This window comes from Pantoea agglomerans, assembly GCF_020149765.1.
GTDB classification, from domain to species: Bacteria; Pseudomonadota; Gammaproteobacteria; order Enterobacterales; family Enterobacteriaceae; genus Pantoea; species Pantoea alvi.
Window position 1 is genome coordinate 2334079 of record NZ_CP083809.1, and the last position, 18254, is coordinate 2352332.

At 58.0% G+C, this 18254-nt stretch carries 14 protein-coding genes; 5 read left to right on the top strand and 9 right to left on the bottom strand.

From position 1 onward, the window contains the following. Window positions 1–56: 56 nt before the first annotated feature. Window positions 57–1460 (bottom strand): hypothetical protein, encoded by a 1404-nt coding sequence (locus LB453_RS13805; protein ID WP_146053877.1) that lies wholly within the window; start codon window positions 1458–1460, stop codon window positions 57–59. A 413-nt stretch (window positions 1461–1873) separates the two neighbouring features. Here LB453_RS13805 and LB453_RS13810 point away from each other — a divergent pair. Beyond that, window positions 1874–3021 (top strand): IS3 family transposase gene (locus tag LB453_RS13810; RefSeq protein ID WP_224481446.1). Its coding sequence is split into 2 segments (ribosomal slippage): window positions 1874–2111 and window positions 2111–3021, totalling 1149 coding nucleotides; the frame shifts between segments, so codons are not numbered across the junction. Window position 3022: 1 nt separating this feature from the next. On the opposite strand, the gene LB453_RS13815 is transcribed toward LB453_RS13810, so the two are convergent. The 3 genes from LB453_RS13815 to ghrA all read right to left on the bottom strand — a co-directional run bounded on the left by LB453_RS13815 (window position 3023) and on the right by ghrA (window position 6808). Next, window positions 3023–4117 (bottom strand): hypothetical protein, encoded by a 1095-nt coding sequence (locus LB453_RS13815; RefSeq protein WP_146053813.1) that lies wholly within the window; start codon window positions 4115–4117, stop codon window positions 3023–3025. 958 nt (window positions 4118–5075) lie between these two features. Continuing rightward, window positions 5076–5813 carry a phosphatase gene (locus LB453_RS13820; RefSeq protein WP_103795567.1) on the bottom strand — a complete coding sequence of 246 codons (738 nt, stop codon included), beginning with the start codon at window positions 5811–5813 and terminating at the stop codon, window positions 5076–5078. A 53-nt stretch (window positions 5814–5866) separates the two neighbouring features. Beyond that, entirely contained in the window at window positions 5867–6808 is a 942-nt protein-coding gene (gene ghrA, locus LB453_RS13825) for a glyoxylate/hydroxypyruvate reductase GhrA (protein WP_103795566.1), read from the bottom strand. A gap of 201 nt (window positions 6809–7009) precedes the next feature. On the opposite strand from ghrA, the gene treA reads away from it, so the two are divergent. After that, complete coding sequence (gene treA, locus LB453_RS13830) at window positions 7010–8695, top strand: alpha,alpha-trehalase TreA (protein WP_103795565.1); 1686 nt, start codon at window positions 7010–7012, stop codon at window positions 8693–8695. A gap of 170 nt (window positions 8696–8865) precedes the next feature. Next, window positions 8866–10968: a TonB-dependent siderophore receptor gene (locus tag LB453_RS13835; RefSeq protein ID WP_103795564.1), complete on the top strand. Its 2103-nt coding sequence runs from the start codon at window positions 8866–8868 to the stop codon at window positions 10966–10968. A 58-nt stretch (window positions 10969–11026) separates the two neighbouring features. Here LB453_RS13835 and LB453_RS13840 read toward each other — a convergent pair whose 3' ends face one another. After that, on the bottom strand, window positions 11027–11275 hold the full coding sequence (locus LB453_RS13840) for a GlsB/YeaQ/YmgE family stress response membrane protein (protein ID WP_103795563.1): 249 nt from the start codon (window positions 11273–11275) through the stop codon (window positions 11027–11029). Between the two features lie 207 nt (window positions 11276–11482). On the opposite strand from LB453_RS13840, the gene LB453_RS13845 reads away from it, so the two are divergent. Beyond that, the gene (locus LB453_RS13845) at window positions 11483–12217 is read left to right on the top strand and encodes a flagellar brake protein (RefSeq protein WP_103795562.1); all 735 of its coding nucleotides are present in this window, start codon (window positions 11483–11485) and stop codon (window positions 12215–12217) included. Between the two features lie 95 nt (window positions 12218–12312). Further along, a complete protein-coding gene (locus LB453_RS13850; protein ID WP_103795561.1) occupies window positions 12313–13437 on the top strand; it encodes a mechanosensitive ion channel family protein in 1125 nt (374 codons plus the stop codon). A gap of 357 nt (window positions 13438–13794) precedes the next feature. Here the strand turns inward: LB453_RS13850 and LB453_RS13855 are convergent, their stop codons facing one another. The 4 genes from LB453_RS13855 to LB453_RS13870 all read right to left on the bottom strand — a co-directional run bounded on the left by LB453_RS13855 (window position 13795) and on the right by LB453_RS13870 (window position 18254). Continuing rightward, window positions 13795–15282, bottom strand: coding sequence for an FGGY family carbohydrate kinase (locus LB453_RS13855; protein WP_103795560.1), 1488 nt, complete (start codon window positions 15280–15282; stop codon window positions 13795–13797). A gap of 2 nt (window positions 15283–15284) precedes the next feature. Next, window positions 15285–16229 carry a transketolase family protein gene (locus tag LB453_RS13860; protein ID WP_103795559.1) on the bottom strand — a complete coding sequence of 315 codons (945 nt, stop codon included), beginning with the start codon at window positions 16227–16229 and terminating at the stop codon, window positions 15285–15287. Then, a complete protein-coding gene (locus LB453_RS13865; protein WP_103795558.1) occupies window positions 16222–17052 on the bottom strand; it encodes a transketolase in 831 nt (276 codons plus the stop codon). Before LB453_RS13865 ends, LB453_RS13860 begins: the two co-directional genes overlap by 8 nt. A 95-nt stretch (window positions 17053–17147) precedes the next feature. Next, complete coding sequence (locus tag LB453_RS13870) at window positions 17148–18254, bottom strand: ABC transporter permease (RefSeq protein ID WP_103795557.1); 1107 nt, start codon at window positions 18252–18254, stop codon at window positions 17148–17150.

Here is an 18254-nt window from a genome sequence, read left to right on the forward strand (position 1 = left end):
TTTTGAGAATCCATCTTATTTAAGTACTGGCAACTTAATGCCAGTACTTTTTTATTTTATTTTGTTATTAATTCGTACATATCCTGTTTTGGATTCAGTTGTTTGTAGAGCAGATACGTGCCTAAACCTCTCATGATCTCGCCACTCCAGATTCCAAAAAACATACCATTATTCTCTACACCATTGCCGGTATCCAGACGTACAGCAGGACTCCATGAGCCATTCATTATGTGCCCAGGGATTCCGGTATCAATGAAATTCCGCTCAAGTTCCCCTACCACATCCTCAATAAACTCAGGCAGTACAGAGAGTGTTGAGCCTGCCAGTACTGCGAAGCATGAACCGGCTAACCATAAACCTGACATATGCCCTGTGAAGTCTGTGGTATCGAATACGCTACTCCCATCAGTGTTCCAGTCAGTAGGCGTACACCCATGCTCTTTGAATTTCTGAGCTAACCAGGTAGCCCAGTTCTCAACATACTGTTGCAACTTAGGCGGCACTGGTTTGTTCTGGATCGCCAGCTCGTACCAGGCACGTGCAGCATTGCAGTAAGCACGAGGCTGATAGCCTGGCCACGCATGACCATCCCCCCAATGGTACATAGTCCAGGTATCAGGTTCGCCGTACTTAAGGTTGTCCCAACGGTTCCAGATGTATGCACTCATACCAGGCCCCAACTCACCAAAATTATCAAAATAACTTTGTTGGGAAGCCCATAAAAATTCGACCATATTATTAAGGTGAGTAGTCCATTCATTGGGTACTCGATCATGAGTATAAATGAACGGATGCATGTACCCTGGATAAGGCATCCCACGCCATCCATCGAACCGAACGTTGCCTGGTACAGAAATATTACTGAACGGAATAACGCCTGGCGTAAATGCTAAATTATTTGGCTTGTAGTCGAGAATAGTACAGTCACCGAGGCGGGCAGTATATGCAGCATCCCCTGAGATCGTTACGCTGTACTTTATGGTGTAGCCATCATCCAGTGAGAACGTTGGCGGTACATCATTCACGCAGTACCAGTAGAAGTGTGTTTCAGTACTATCTACAGGCGTAATTGAGAACTCTTCTAGTACTGAGTATACCGGCGTGGACGGCCTTTCTTCAGTATCAGCATGGTTAGGTTGATAATCTCTGAGTACTAACTGGCTTGAGACCAGATTTTGAGTAACGTATGTCTCTGTTGGCTGTAATGTCCACTGCCAACGCCAGCCGTTATCATCTTCAATACCAATCTCTACCTGCCTGGTAGCTTTGTACGTAATGCTGTTCAGTACCGATGTACCTGCATCCAGTAACCAGAAACCAATACCCATACCTGCACTGTCTGATGTGAATACCGTATGGTTCACTGAACCCTGACGTGATCCAAGGATGTTGTAATCTGTCATCATCGACGTACTTACGTCTGGCTCACCATACGTATAGACGCTTCTCAGATCAGCCATGAAGTATTCTTTCCCGTTAAGGTCAGTTACCGGAGTGAGAGAGCTAAGAGGTAGATCATACGTCTGCACAGCAGTACTGGTACTTGGCGGTAACTCGTACTGGTACTCGCGTGCTGATGGATCGTTATCTGTCTTCTGCTGTGAGAGGGTTAGTCTGATACGAGCACGGAGCGGATTACCGGCGTTGTCTACCCCGCCAAATTGAGTACGTACTTTGGAATCTTTCGAGATCCTGAACCAGACAGCCTGTTGTTCTAGTGTGGTTTGTGCGGCTGCACTTTGTTCTATAACTATGTAGCCTTCTGCATCACGGCTGTAAGACGCTTCCTGTTCACCCGGATAGAAATAGTTGAATCGCCACGGGTTTAACAGACACCTCCGAGTCATTTAAGATGGCTTAAAGAGAGGTGCCCATGAGCGGTAAGCGTTATCCCGAAGAGTTTAAAATTGAAGCAGTCAAACAGGTTGTTGATCGTGGTCATTCTGTTTCCAGCGTTGCAACACGTCTCGATATCACCACCCACAGCCTTTACGCCTGGATAAAGAAGTACGGTCCGGAATCTTCCACTAATAAAGAACAGTCAGATGCTCAGGCCGAGATCCGCCGTCTCCAGAAAGAGCTGAAGCGGGTTACCGACGAACGGGACATATTAAAAAAAGCCGCGGCGTACTTCGCAAAGCTGTCCGACTGAGGTACGCCTTTATCCGTGACAACACCTGTTGCTGGCCTGTTCGCCTGCTCTGTCGGGTGCTGGATGTTCATCCCAGTGGCTTTTACGCCTGGCTTCAGCAGCCGCATTCACAACGCCATCAGGCAGACCTGAGACTGACAGGACAGATTAAACAGTTCTGGCTGGAATCGGGATGCGTCTATGGTTATCGCAAGATCCATCTGGATCTGCGGGACAGCGGGCAACAGTGCGGAGTGAACCGGGTCTGGCGGCTGATGAAACGTGTCGGGATAAAGGCTCAGGTCGGATACCGGAGCCCGCGGGCACGTAAAGGCGAGGCCAGTATCGTGTCGCCCAACAGGCTCCAGCGGCAGTTCAATCCGGATGCTCCGGATGAGCGTTGGGTAACGGACATAACCTACATCAGGACCCACGAAGGCTGGCTGTATCTTGCCGTGGTTGTTGATCTGTTCTCACGCAAAATTATCGGCTGGTCCATGCAATCCCGGATGACAAAGGACATTGTCCTGAACGCACTGCTGATGGCTGTATGGCGGCGTAATCCCCAAAAACAGGTGCTGGTTCACTCGGATCAGGGCAGTCAGTACACAAGCCATGAGTGGCAGTCGTTCCTGAAATCACACGGCCTGGAGGGCAGCATGAGCCGTCGTGGTAACTGCCACGATAATGCGGTTGCAGAAAGCTTTTTCCAGTTATTGAAACGCGAGCGGATAAAGAAAAAGATCTACGGAACGCGGGAAGAAGCCCGCAGCGATATTTTTGATTACATCGAAATGTTTTATAACAGTAAGCGTCGGCATGGTTCGAGCGAGCAAATGCCTCCGGCTGAATATGAAAACCAGTATTATCAACGGCTCAGAAGTGTCTAGATTATCCGTGGCGATTCAAGTCATAGGAGATGCCATCAGTAAAAGGCGATTTGTCGATAGTACTTTTACGGAAGAAGCGATCATACAAATCGATTTCTGAATATGACTTACAGGTTTCCAGAGAACACTGCCATGCACGGTAATAAAGATCATCACCAGTAAGCTTCCATAACAGATAAGCACCATCACAAAACCATTGTTCGGCATCAGCCGCATTACCAAAGTTGCCTTTAGTTACCGGCACATTGAGAGGTCTGTTATGCCATGCAGAGTTAGTCGGCATCAGATAACCACCAAACTCTACCGGTACTTTACCGGCAAAGTTAGTCTTATAGTCGCCAGTGATAGAAGTATCTTTCAACTGCATAGTACCCTTCTCATCTTCTGAGTGACCGGTACTCAGAACATTGCCATCCCAGTCAATTTTTTTACCTTCCCAGTTGATAATCCAGTCAATGTCATACTGTTGGCCGTCATTACTCCAGTCAATACTGCCATCTGCTTTCACTGCCTGGACTGAAGCGTTGATAGCGTCCCATGTAAGTTCACCAACATAGGCAAAAGTGGCTTTATCAAGATACTCACCAAAGTATGGTGAACCGTGAGGTACTTTTGTTAATCCATTAGTATAAGGAAGTATTACCCGCTTAAATCCTGAGTGAGTCGGTGATTCCCAATCGATAGGGTAATTCGCAAGTACCGGTTCTTTACCATTCACAAGCCAGTTGCTGATATACATTCGTGGCGTGTCTGGTACTGGCTCCTGATAGAAGTAATCAACAAACGCCTGGAATATTTTTTTTGCCATATTTAAATGCCACTCATCACGAGTTGCCATATAGACATAGCAATGACCAAGTATCTGCAAAGAACCTGATTCGCTTGGAGCATCTCCGTTTGGTTGTGCTTCTTGCATACTGGCAGCAATGAAATGGCGGTTATTGCTTAATACCATTTGCTCGTTGAAAACATAATGTTGCTTTGAAGCATCAATCGTTTCCCCGGTATTCCTTTCAAGGAAGCATCTGTGCCCATTTAAAAGTTTTAATACGTTATCAGATAAATCTTTTTCATTATCCCATGTGCTATGTATCATATAATCCTCTCTATTAGTTCATGTTAAACCATCCACCATTGAAGAATCCTGAAAATGTATTCCCCCCTTATTACTGGCGAGAGTAAGCCCATCCATTATGTTTGCTTCCAATGACAGTTGTGGTTTTCTGTCCTGTGACCATTTCACGTTTAAAGGCCAGTTAATGGCACGATCGCCAAAAACATCTTGCACTACTAACAATATAAGCTGTCGAAATGCAGACTCACTGCCATAGGGTATTAGTACTGGCACGCTCTAACGTAATGTGAAATACGGATGCAGTACTTGCGTCAATTTTGATCGAATCTGCCCCGGCCAACGTTGGTGATTTTTAGCTGGAAGCGACTGGAAACGGGTTCGCTTCTGTATAGTAACGGTACTTAATGCCAGTACTGGTTTTTGCGAAGATTACGCTATCCTCCTGTAGTCCTAATATAGCCTTAGAGTTACCGTGCATGATCTCTAAATCTGTTGTGAGGTTGTTCATACGCATTTCATTCGTAGTTTTCTTGCGTCAGGATTTTTCCAAATCCGTTTTGAGACTGGATACATGTTCGGATATTTTGCATTGGGGTGATGACAAACGCTCTATACTGCTGTTCCAGCAATTAACGGGAATGCTCAGTAGCCGCGCAGGCGGTTAACGCAGCCCGACGGTTGCTCGCCCGCCTCGATGAGTTGGGTACGACTCAGAGTGCTATCTCTCAGTGAGTACTTTAAAGGATAGAGGCCACCTCTGTGGTGGCCCGTTTATTTAAGATTGCTTTATATTTCTTCTTTGTCAGTCAGAGTACCGGCGAGGCGTTCACTCTCCCTCAAACGCCTTGTACTGAGGCACCGCTTGTCAGGCCTGACTGGATGCTGCTGAGAACACTCACAGTAGCCCTTACCTCCTGCATTCCCATCGACCTTATGCGCGCTCTTGCTTCTGCGAAACGTCACGCCACTGCAGTAAGGGTCAGAAATCTGCCAGTTCGGCAATCTGTTTGCCGGTGCGCTGTTCAAGAAAATCGAGCAGGCGGCGCGGCGTGACATTTAACACGCGATCTTCGGGAAAATCCACTGCGCGCGTGATGCGCAGGCAGTGCTCGAACTGCCCCAGCGTAAAGGCGGTGTGGGAATCGGAGCCAAACGCCAGCTTGCCGCCGGCGTCGCGCACCGCTTCGGCGATGGCGCGGCAGTTCGGCTCGCTGCCGGGGCGCGAGGTGGTAAAAGAGGAGTTGTTGATCTCCAGCGCCACATTGTAATGCGCGGCCGCTTCGGCGACGGCGCGGATATCGATCGGAAACTTCGGGTTGCCCGGATGGCTGATGATATGCGCCACGCCGTTCGCCATGGTGGCGATCATCGCGTCAGTGTGATGGCTCTTGTCGCGCGGCGCGTAAACCGGCTCGTGAAAACCAGCGATAATCAGATCCAGCGAGCCGAGCATCGGCCCGGTGCAGTCGATTTCACCCTGCTGGTTTTTAATATTGGCTTCGATGCCGCGCAAAATGCCGACGCCGTCGATCACGCGCGGCCAGATTTTCATATTCACAAAGTGCCAGTAGTGTGGCGCGTCGGCCATATCGGGGCCGTGATCGGTAATGGCAAAGAGTCGGATGCCGTTGTTTTTCGCCTGTGCGACATAGTCGTGCAGCGTGCTGTAGGCGTGGGTACTGGCGACGGTATGCATATGCAAATCAACGGGGTACATTATTTTCTCCTTTCAGCCGCCCGCCCGGGCGGTCAATAAATTAACGGGAATGCTCAGTAGCCGCGCTGGCGGTCGACGCAGCCCGACGGTTGCTCGCCCGCCTCGATGGCACCGATGCCGCGCGTAATGGCGTCCATCGCCTCGTCCGTCAGCGTCAATGCCGCAATATGCGGCGTGACGGTGACGCGCGGATGACGCCACAGCGGATTCTCCTGCGGCAGCGGCTCCTGCTGGAACACATCAAGCGCGGCGGCGCGCAGCTGCCCGCTCTCCAGCGCCGCCAGCAGATCCGCCTCCACCACCTGCGCGCCGCGCGCCATATTGAGAAAACAGGCGTGCGGCGGTAGCTGGCTCAGCGTATGCGCGTTAAACAGGTTAAGGGTTTCCGGCGTAGTGGGCAGCAGGTTGATCGCCACCTGCGTGCCGCGCAGAAAGTCGTCGAGGCTCTCACGTCCGGCAAAGCTCTCGACGCCGGCGATGCGCTTCGGCGTGCGGCTCCAGACCCGCAGCGGAAAACCCCAGGGCCTGAGCGCCTCAATGACGCTCTGCCCCAGCACGCCTGCGCCGAGCACGCCGACGCTGAACGCCTCGCGCGCCACCGGCGGCAAAGGCTGCCACTGCGCCTGCCGCTGCTGCCTGGCGTAGTCGTCGAAGCGGCGGAACCAGCCAAGCACGCAGCAGAGCGCATACTCCTGCATCTGGCGCGCCATACCGCTATCCTCCAGGCGGACCAGCGGCACCGACGGCGGCAGCATATCGGGGTAGCGCGCCAGCCGGGAGAGAATATCGTCGACGCCCGCCCCCATAACGAATACGCCGCGCAGGCCGGAACGGTGCGCCAGCATCTCGCGCGGCGGCTGCCACAGAATAGCGTAATCGGCGGGCGCGTCGTCGCCCGGCTGCCAGCGCCGCACCCGCGCCTGGGGCAACCGCCGCTGCATGCCCGTCAGCCAGACGTCGCCATCCTGCGTCGGGTGATACCAGATAATATCCATCTCGCTCCTCGTTTTTTGCCCTCAGCCTCCGGTAAAAGCGGCGTCAGGGCAAGCAAAAACCACCGCCCCGCCGCCAGCTTCTGTTCCGGTCTGCTTCACATTTCCGCAGTCTCGTTGCGCCACGTTGTCAGTTTACGACTAAAGTTGTTTGAGTGGTCAATGCGTTACGCGCGGCCGCCTTTCGGACAAGGAGAAAAACCGATGAAGAAAACTGTGGTAACCGCGCCTGTCGGGCGTCATGGAGTCGCGCCAGTGCTGCTGACTCTGCTGCTGGGGTTGCCTGCGCTGACGGCGCAGGCAGAGGACAATTCACGCATGCTCAGCAGCCAGCCGCAGCCGCCCGATGTCCGGCTGGGGCCGTTGTTTAGCGCGGTACAGCAGGCGAAATTCTATCCCGACCAGAAAACCTTCGCCGACGCGGTGCCTAAGTTCGATCCCGCGTCGATTCTGGCAGACTGGCAGATGCAGAAAAATCAGCGCAACTTCGATCTGAAGCGTTTCGTCGCCAGCAACTTTACCCTGCCCGCCGCGGGCGAAAAGTATGTGCCGCCCGCCGGACAGAGCCTGCGCGCCCATATCGACGGCCTGTGGCCGGTGCTGACGCGCACCGCCAAAAGCGCCGGCCGCTACGATTCACTGCTGCCGCTGCCGAAGCCCTACGTGGTGCCGGGCGGCCGCTTCCGCGAGGTCTACTACTGGGACAGCTATTTCACCATGCTCGGCCTGGCGGAGAGCGGCCACTGGGATCGCGTGCAGGATATGGTGGATAACTTTGCGTGGGAGCTGGACACGTACGGCCATATTCCCAACGGCAACCGCAGCTACTACCTCAGCCGCTCGCAGCCGCCTTTCTTTAGCCTGATGGTCGATCTGCTGGCGACCCACGAGGGCGACGCGGCCTACAGCAAATATCTGCCGCAGCTGCAGAAAGAGTATGACTACTGGATGGCGGACAGCGATAGCGTCGCCGCTGGCCAGGCGAGCAAGCGCGTCATCAAGCTGGCGGACGGCACCCTGCTTAACCGCTACTGGGACGCGCGCGACGTGCCGCGCACCGAATCCTGGCTGGATGACGTTAATACCGCGAAAAAAGCGCCACAGCGCGACAAAGGCGAACTTTACCGCGACCTGCGTGCCGGTGCCGCCTCCGGCTGGGACTTCAGCTCGCGCTGGTTCAGCGACGCGCACAATCTCGCCTCGATCCGCACCACCCAGCTGGCGCCGGTCGATCTCAACAGCCTGATGTTCCATCTGGAGCAGACGCTGGCCAAAGCTTATCGCCTCGACAAGCAGCAGGATAAAGCGAAGCAGTTTGCCGATCTGGCAGAGAAGCGTCAGGCGGCGGTAAACCGCTATCTGTGGGATGAGAAGCAGGGCTGGTACGCTGACTACGACACGAAAACGCGTCAGGCCAGCCCGCAGCTCACCGCCGCGGCGCTCTTCCCGCTCTATATGCAGCTGGCCAGCGACCGGCAGGCGGATCGCACCGCCTCGGCGGTTGAGAAACAGCTGCTGAAAGCGGGCGGCCTGCTTACCACCACGGTAAATAATGGCCAGCAGTGGGACGCCCCCAACGGCTGGGCGCCGCTGCAGTGGGTGGCGGTGGAAGGTCTGGAGCACTACAACAAGCCGCAGCTGGCGCAGCAGGTTGGCATGCGCTTCCTGCAGAACGTACAGACCACCTACGACAAAGAGCATAAGCTGGTCGAGAAGTACGTGGTCGACGGGCCGAACCTCGGCGGCGGCGGCGGCGGTGAATATCCGCTGCAGGACGGCTTTGGCTGGACCAACGGCGTGACGCTGATGCTGCTCGACAAGTACTGTCCGAAAGAGAAAACCTGCAACAGCGTGCAGGATCTTCCCCAGGCCGCAGCGACGGCGAAGTAATCCTCTCAGGCGAAGGGCCGCTCCCGGCTCTTCGCTTCCTTTTTTTAACGCCTCCCCTCTAACAATCCTTGAAACATTTTTGACATATTGATAATAATTCTCACTCTGATTTTAAGAATCTTTATCAATAATGTGCCGCCTGCCAGGGGCGGACCGAACAAGGACAGGACATGACGCTGCCGTTTCCCCCTCATCGCTGCGCCCTGCTGTGCGCGCTGGCGATGACTCTGCCCGCCGCCAGCCTGGCGGCCGACACGCTAATGGTGACCGCCTCCCCCCAGGAGAGCGCCGACGCCCCGACCCAGGGCTATCTCGCCACCACCAGCGCGGGCGCCACCAAAAGCGATCGCCCGCTGGTGAAGACGCCGCAGTCGGTGTCGGTGATCACCCGCCAGCAGATAGACGATCAGGGCGCCATCGATCTCAACCAGGTGCTGAACTATACGCCCGGGGTGTTCACCAACTTTGGCGGCGCGGCAACGCGCTATGACACCATTTCGCTGCGCGGCTTCCACGGCGGCGACGTGGATAACACCTTCCTTGACGGCCTGCGCCTGATGAGCGACGGCGGCAGCTATAACGTTTTGCAGGTCGATCCCTGGTTTCTGGAGCGCGTCGACGTCATTAAAGGCCCCTCTTCTGCCCTTTACGGCCAGACGGTGCCGGGCGGGCTGGTGAACCAGACCACGCGCCGCCCGCAGTTCAGCGAAGCGGGCCATTTTCGGCTGACGGCGGGCACGCAGAATACGCGCGGCGCAGCCTTCGACTACACCAACGCCATCAGCAACGAGTGGGCGTTTCGCCTGACCGGGATGACGCGCAACAGCGATACCCAGTATGACCATACGCGCGAGGAGAAGTATGCGCTGATGCCGCAGCTGATGTGGCAGCCCACGGAAGATACGCAGCTGCTGCTGCGCGCTTATCTGCAAAAAGATCCGTCGGGCGGCTATCACGGCTCGGTGCCGGGCGACGGCGCGCTGAGTGCCCATAACGGCGCGAAGCTCAGCACCGGCTTTTACGACGGCGATCCGTCGCTGGACCAGTTCAAGCGCCGCGAGCAGATCTACAGCTATGACTTCCAGCATCACTTCAGCGACGTCTGGTCATTTACCTCTACCGGCAGCTACAGCCACGCTAATGTCGATCTCGACCAGGTTTATCAGATCGGCTGGCAGGCGCCCGGCAGCAACATCCTTAACCGCTACTACTCCGGCGAGCGCTCGTCGCTTTCCGCCTGGGCGACGGATAACCGCGTCACGGCGGAGTTCGACACTGGCGAGCTGTCGCATCGCCTGTCGATCGGCGCGGAGTATCACCGCTATAAAAACGATTTAAGCGAGGCGAGCGACGCAGCCAGCGCGCTCAACGCCGCCACCGGCGAGGCGCTCGGCCCGATGCCGGACTACAGCTGGACGCGCGAGACGCGCCGCTACTACCAGACCGGCCTCTATCTGCAGGATGAGATGACGTGGGATCGCTGGCATCTCGATCTCTCCGGCCGCTACGACCGCATCGTCGCCGACAACAGCGGCACGGCGCGCCGTCAGGATGACCACATCAGCGGGCGGGCGGCGCTGCTCTACGCCTTCGATAATGGCCTCTCCCCTTATCTGAGCTACAGCCAGGCCATTACGCCGACCGCGCTTACCGGATCCGACGGCAATCTGCTGCAGCCCACCACCTCTGAACAGTATGAGGCGGGCCTGAAATATCAGCCGCCGGGCACGCGCGATCTCTACAGCCTGGCGATCTACGATCTGACGCAGAAAGATGTCGCGACGCGTAATATTGTTGACTCCACCTATACGCCGACCGGCAAGGTGCATTCGCAGGGCATCGAGCTGGAGGCGCACAATCAGCTGACGCCGCGCCTGAGCACGGTGGCGGGTTATACCCTTAACCACCTGCGCTATAAAGAGACGGTGGACGGCAACGACGGCCACACGCCTTACGTGACGCCGAACAGCATGGCGTCGCTGTGGGGACACTATCAGTTCGACGCCGGCATCAGCGCGGGGGCCGGGGTGCGCTATATCGGCAAGCAGTGGGCGGATAACGGGAACAGCCGGCGCGTGCCGTCGGTAACGCTGTTTGACGCCTCGGTGCGCGCCGATCTCGGCGTCTGGAACAGCGCGCTGCGCGGCGCATGGCTACAGCTTAACGCCAGCAACCTGACCGATCGCCACTATGTGGCGGCCTGTTACGGCACCGGCTACTGCTACTGGGGCGCGGAGCGTTCGCTGCTGGTGTCGGTGGGATACGATTTCTGACGGGGAAAGTAAAACGGGACGACAAAGTCGTCCCGTTGCAGTTCTTACGCTAAGCGTGTCAGCTGCGGACTTTACGGTAGATAAACAGCACCACGATAGCGCCAATTACCGCAACCACAAAGCTGCCGAAGTTAAAGCCGTCTACTCGGCCGAAGCCAAACAGGGTGCTGATCCAGCCGCCGACAACCGCACCGACGATCCCCAGGATCACCGTAACGATAAAACCACCGCCATCTTTGCCCGGCATGATCCATTTAGCGAGAATACCGGCGATTAAACCAAAGATGATCCATGAAATGATACCCATCGACTACTCCTTCCTTTCTGTTTAGGTTGTGACCGCCTGATTAATCAGGAGAATTACAGAGGTAAGTATAGACAGGAAATTCTCTTGTGCAGGATAAACCGCGACAAAAATTGACTTAAGATCTAAAGCTTCCGCGCCCGTCGCCGATAACGGAGAGTGCATAAAGCCTCTGTTAACAGCAAATTTGCCCTCTTTTGGAGCCCGTAAGTGAAAGAAGCCGACAAAGAACAGTATCTCAAACGTGGCACGCTGGCCGTTCTGGGCGTGATAAAGGATTTGCTGCGTTTACAGACGCCCTTAATGGTCACTTTTTCACGCGGTCAGTTTATCAGCCGTATGCTGGACGCCGACGAAGATCGCATTATTTTCGACTTCGGCAGCAACAATCTGGACAACGAGTACGTTCTTTCCTGCGATCAGGTGAGCATCTTCGCTGAAACCTACGGCGCGAAAGTCGAGTTCAGCCTGGCGTCGCTGGAGAGAACCACCTTCGAGGGCCTGCCCGCCTTTAGCGCACCGCTGCCTGAGCTGCTGTGGCAGATCCAGCGCCGCGAGTTTTTCCGTATCTCCGTGCCGCTGGAGCCGACCTTTTACTGCCACAGCGAGTGGCCTGGCGGCAAAAAGGTGCGTTTCCGCCTGCAGGATCTGTCGCTGGGCGGCATCGGCGTGCTGGTGGACGAGCCGCTGCCGGAGGGCCTGAGCAGCGGCGACAAGTTTAAAAAACTGCACGTCGAGCTGGGCGAATATGGTCAGTTCGAGGTTGGCGCGCAGCTGCTGCATATTGGCGAGCGCAGCGTGGTGACCAGCAAAAACGAAACGCGCGTCACGCCGCGTCTTAGCTTTCGCTTTACCGCTATCGAGCCGCTGCAGGAGCGTCAGCTGCAGCAGGTCATTTTCGCCCTTGAGCGCCTGGCGCGCGACAAAGCGAACCGATTTCAGTAATTATTCAGTGATTTGCGCCGCCACCCGGCGCATCCAGGCTATGCTTCTCCTTGCTCTTTTTTTTAAACCGGCTCCCAGCAAGGAGAAATTCCCCAATGGAAAACTGGCTCTCATCCGGCTATTTTCAACGCCTTTTTCTTAATCAGGCTTTCTGGATCAACAGCGCTATCGTGACGGCAGGTACGCTGGTGATCTACTGGCTGCTGCGCAGCGCTATCCGCTTTATCTCCAGCCGCATTGCCCGCTACAGCGAGCAGCGCCATGTGCGCTTCACCTCGATTCTGGTGGAGATCCTGCGCAGCACCAGCCAGCTGCTGCTGCTGATTTTTTCGCTGCTTATCGCCCTGCGCTTCGTTGACGTTCCCGCCAGCTGGGACGGCTTTATTTCCCACGGCTGGTTCCTGGCGTTCGCCGTGCAGCTGGCCATGTGGATCGACTGCGGCATCCGGCTGTGGCTGCATAACCTGCTGCGCGATCCGGTCCACGTGCGCAACCCGGTGACCACGGTGATCCTGGGCATTCTGCTGCGCATGGTGGTGTGGGTGATGATGCTGCTCGCCATTCTGTCGAATATGGGCATCAATATTACCGCGCTGGTGGCGAGCCTCGGCGTCGGCGGTATCGCTATCGCGCTGGCGATTCAGACCGTGCTGAGCGACGTTTTCGCCTCGCTGGCGATCGGCTTCGATAAGCCTTTCGAGCACGGCGATTTTATCGTGTTTGGCGATATCGCCGGCTCTATCGAGCATATCGGCCTGAAGACCACCCGCCTGCGCAGCCTGAGCGGCGAGCAGATCGTCTGTTCCAATACCATTCTGCTGCAGCAGACCATCCACAACTACAAGCGTATGGAGCAGCGACGCATCCTGTTTCGCTTCGGCCTGAGTTATGGCACGCCTTCGGCGCAGGTGCGCGAGGTGAGCGAACTGGTGAAGACGATTATTCAGGGCATTGAGCTGACCCGCTTCGACCGCGCCCATTTTTTCGCCTTTGAGGATTCGAAGCTGACCTTCGAGGTGGTCTACTTCGTGCTCGACGCCGACTACAACAAATATATGGATATTCAGCAGGAGATTAACCTGCAGCTGATGGCGGCGCTGGAGCAGCGCGATGTGCGCTTCGCCTTCCCGATCCGTCAGGTGGAGTTCAGCGGCGGCCGCATTCCGCCGGTGGAGATGCTGCGCGCGGAGAACGACGAGGAAGAGGCGCGACGGGCGTAGTCTGCCTGGCCCCGTCGCTTTGCGTTTCGCGCCGGTTCAAGGGCGTTTCGCCCTTTCCCCTTAGCATGGGTGCGGCTGTTTATAAGCCCTGGGTTAGTATTGGTCATCCCAGGCTTTTTCAGGCGGTTAAGAAACGCATAACGTCGGTGACAAGGGGCGAAGAGCAAAGCGTCCCGCGACAAGGACAAAACGCCGGAAGCGTTTTTGAACAACGCAACGCGCTGGCGCGGTGACGGGCGCCCCTCAGGGATAAGGGGCGTAAACGCGCGGGTCGAGCCGCCCGGGATAACGCTTTTTGCGTCTTAGCCATCGGGCCTTGTCACCTACTTCTGCACCCTGCCCCTATTTTGCCAGCCATCACGCCGGCTGAAAGCGGCAGCGCGCCACCGCCTCTGTCCATCCCTGATAACACTCCCGCATCGCCTGCGCCTGCTCGCTGCGCGGCTCCACGCGCGTGCCCCCCTGCAGCGCCTGCATCTCGTCCCCCTGCTGCCACCAGCCCAGCACCTTGCCCGCCAGCAGCGCCGCGCCGAGCGCGGAGACCTCCGCCGTGGGGGCGCGCAGCAGCGGGCGCTGCAGCACATCCGCCTGCAGCTGCATCAGCCAGTCGTTGGCGGTGGCGCTGCCGTCAACGCAGAGCGCCGACAGCCGCTGGCCGCTCGCCTGCTCCATCGCCAGAAAGACGTCCGCGATCTGATAGACGATCGACTCCAGCGCTACGCGCGCCAGCACCGCAGGCGTGGCGGCGTCGGTCAGGCCACAGACCATGCCGCGCGCCCGCAGATCCCACCAGGGGGCGCCCAGCCCGGAGAGCGCGGGCACAAAATAGATCCCCTGACTGCTGTCGGTGGTGCGCGCCAGCGCGGTCAGCTCGTGCGGGTCCTGGATGCCGAGCATGCTGCCCAGCCAGGCCGCGCCGGAGCCGGTATGGGTAATATTGCCCTCGAAGGCGAAGCGCAGCGCGCCGTCGTGCCAGGCGACGGTGGTGCTCAGGCCGTTGTCGGTCAGCAGCGGCGTCGCCATCGACATCATCAGCGAAGAGCCGGTGCCGTAGGTCGCCTTCACCACCTCTTCGTCGCCGCGCCGCTGCGCCTGCAGCGCCGCATGGGAATCGCCGATGCGCGCCAGAATCGGCGTGCCCGGTGTCAGGCCGGGAATATCGCTGACCGCTACCGCGCCCTGCGCGCTGGCCGACGGCACGATAGTCGGCAACGCGGCGCGCGGCAGCTGGAACAGCCGCAGCAGCTCATCGTCCCAGCCGCTGCTATGCAGACTGTAGAGCTGGGTGCGCGCGGCGTTGGCGTGATCGGTGACGAACATCTCCCCCGCGCTGAGCTGCCAGCCGAGCCAGCTGTCTACCGTGCCGATGCAGAGCTCGCCCGCCGCCGCACGCGCCGCGCCGTCCGGGATCGCCGCCAGCATGCCGGTGAGCTTCGCCGCCGGGAACATCGGGTCCACCGCCAGCCCGGTCAGCCCGGTAATACGCGAGGCGCTGCCCGCGGCGCGCAGATCGCGGCAAAAGGCTTCCGACCGCCGGTCCTGCCAGCTCACCAGCGGCGTCAGCGGCCTGCCGTCGCGCCGCTGCCAGATTAGCACCGACTCGCGCTGATTGCTGATCGCCACCGCCGCCACCGGCGCGCCGCCGCACTGCGCCAGGCAGGCGGTCACCGCCTGTTTCACCGCCAGCCAGATCGCCAGCGCATCCTGCTCCGCCAGCCCCGGCTGCGGATGGGAGAGCGTCAGCGGCTGGCTGCCGCGCGCCACGACGCGACCCTGGCGATTGACGGCGATCGCCTTGGCATTGGTCGTGCCTTCATCTATCGCCAGAATAAGGGGGTCTTGCATGGTCAGGCTCCTGCGCAAATGCGCACTGCGCTTTTAACGACGCTCGCGGCGTCGATGCCGTGATACGCGCGCGTAGAGGCGCGATCGCCCGCGATAGCGTACTGCCCGTCCGGGATGCCCAGCCGCAGCAGCGGAATAGCGCAGCCCCCTTCCGCCAGCACCTCAGCCACCAGGCTGCCGACGCCGCCGTTGACGTTGTGCTCTTCCACGCTGATCGCGGCTGGATAGTGATTTAGCAGGTTGCGCAGCTGTTGGGTATCGCAGGGTCTGATGGATGGAACGCTGATCACACCCGCCGAGATCCCTTTCTCTGCCAGCAGCTCCGCCGCGCGTACAATCTCATGCACCGTCGACCCCATCGCCACCAGCGCGATATCAGTGCCGGCGCGCAGCTGATCGATTCTGCCCGGCTCGAAGCGGTAATCGTCATCGTGCAGCTGCGGCAGATCTTTGCCGTCGAGGCGGATATAGACCGGGCCGACGTGCTCAAGCGCATAGTCGATAATCTGACGGCACTCCAGCGGACAGGCGGGCGCGTAGATTTCGATGTTGCCGAAGCCGCGCATCACCGCAATATCGTCGATGCTGTGGTGGGTGCTGGCGAGCGGGCCGTAGCTGGCACCGGCGTTGAGGCCGAACAGCTTTACGTTGGTGTTGTTGTAGCAGACGTCGACCTTGACCTGCTCGTTGGCGCGCGATACCAGAAAAGGCGCGGCGTTGCAGGTCACGGCGATCTTGCCGCCCAGCGCCAGCCCGGCAGCGGCACCGACCAGGGTCTGCTCGGCGATGCCGACGTTCACCAGCCGATCGGGAAAGGCTTTGATAAAGGGCGCGATTTTTGCGGTTGAGGTGGAGTCCGCCACCACCGGCACCAGATCCACGCCGCGATTCACCGCGTCGATAAAGGCCGTCACCATGACGCTGGCTAAATGCTGTGCATTACTCATCTTTCAGTTCCTCCAGTGCCAGTTCGATCTCTTCGCCTTTCGGCACGCGGTGATGCCACTCCGCCTTACTCTGAATAAAGGAGATGCCGTAGCCTTTTTCGGTATGCGCCACGATGACCTGCGGCTTGCCGTTCTGCGGCAGGCTTTCAAGGGTCTCGACCAGCTGCGCCATATCGTTGCCGTTGCACTCCGTCACCGCCAGCCCGAAGGCGCGCCATTTTTCCGGCAGCGGATCGGTATTCATAATGTCGCGCGTTGTGCCCGCCAGCTGCAGCTTGTTCTTGTCGTTGATAATAATCAGGTTGTCGAGGCCGTAGTGGGCCGCCACCAGCGCGGCCTCCCAGTTGCTGCCCTCCGCCAGCTCGCCGTCGCCGGTCACCACGAAGATGCGCCGCTTGCTGCCATCTTTTTTCGCCGCCAGCGCCAGCCCCACCGCCACCGGCAGGCCGTGGCCGAGCGCGCCGGTATTCAGCTCGACGCCGGGGGTCTTCTGCCGCACCGGATGGCCCGGCAAGGGCGAATCAGCGTGCTGATAGAGAGGCAGCCAGTCGACGGGGAAATAGCCCGCCTCCGCCAGCACGCAGTAGTAACCGCCAACCGCATGGCCTTTGGACTGGATATAGATGTCGCGCTGCGGATCGTCAGTGCGATCCGGCGCGCAGTCGAGAATGCGAAAGTAGAGCGCGGTCAGAATATCCGCCTGCGACAGATCCGCGCCGGTATGGCCACCGGCCGGGCTGCCCGCGTTAAGCTGGATAATGCGGCGGCGTACGGCGCGCGCCTTGCGCTGCAGTTCATCAACCGGAAGTTTGAAAGGATTCATACATCACCTCTGAATTAAAAACCACACACGAATATATATTCATAACGGGTAAAAAAAGGGGGTGCAGCAAAAGGAGAGGCCTGCACCGCCACCGATTAACTTTTTGCCTCCTCGCCCTCCTCGATCAGCGCCTTCTGCGCCACCACCGCCGCTTTCTGCTGCATGCGGTTTTGCATCTGGTCGATGATGACGGCGATGATAATGACGATGCCCTTGATCACCATCTGCCAGAATTCGCTCACCCCCATCATGATCAGGCCGTCAGCGAGAAAGCCGATAACAAAGGCGCCAACCAGGGTGCCGAGAATGGTGCCGCGCCCACCCGCCAGCGAGGTGCCGCCCAGCACCACCGCCGCAATGGCGTTCATCTCAAACGAGGTGCCGTTGGCCGGATGGCTGGCCACCAGCTGCGACGAGACGACGATGCCCGCAATCGCCGCGCAGAAGCCGGAGAGGGTATAAACCCAGATTTTCACCTGCTTTACTTTGACGCCGGAAAGCTCCGCCGCGCGCTCGTTATCGCCGATAGCGTAGACCTGGCGGCCGAACGGCAGGCGACGGGCGATATAGGCGATAACCAGCGCCAGCACGATCATCATCCAGATGGCGTACGGCAGCCCGAGCAGCGTTCCGGCGCCGATGCGGTCAAAGCCGGTATTGCCGAGCAGCGGATTGCCCTGCAGTCCGGGGAAGGTTTCACCGCCCGAGGTCAGCATCGCCGCACCGCGCAGGATATACATGGTGCCGAGCGTGCAGATAAAGGGAGCCACGTTGTAGCGGGTGATAATCCAGCCGTTGGCCGCGCCGATCAGGCCGCCTGTTAGCAGCACCAGCGGCACAATCACCCAGACGCTGGGAAAGATGGCGATGCCGAACATCGGCAGCACGATCCCTTTGGTGATCAGCCAGCCGGCGAGCATGCCGCACAGCCCCAGGGTGGCGCCGATAGAGAGATCGATGCCGGCGGTGATAATGACGAAGGTGATGCCCAGCGCCAGAAAGGCGTTGATGGCGATATGCTTCACCATAATCACCAGGCTGCCGGGGGCGAGAAAGTCCGGCACGGCGATCGCAAAGAAGCCAACAATCAAAAAGAGCGCGATAAAGGTGCGCAGCTTCAGCAGCAGCAGAATAATGCTTTCGCGCGAGTTAAACGCCTTCGCCGGTTGCCCTGCCATTGTCATCGCGTTATTGCCTTTCAT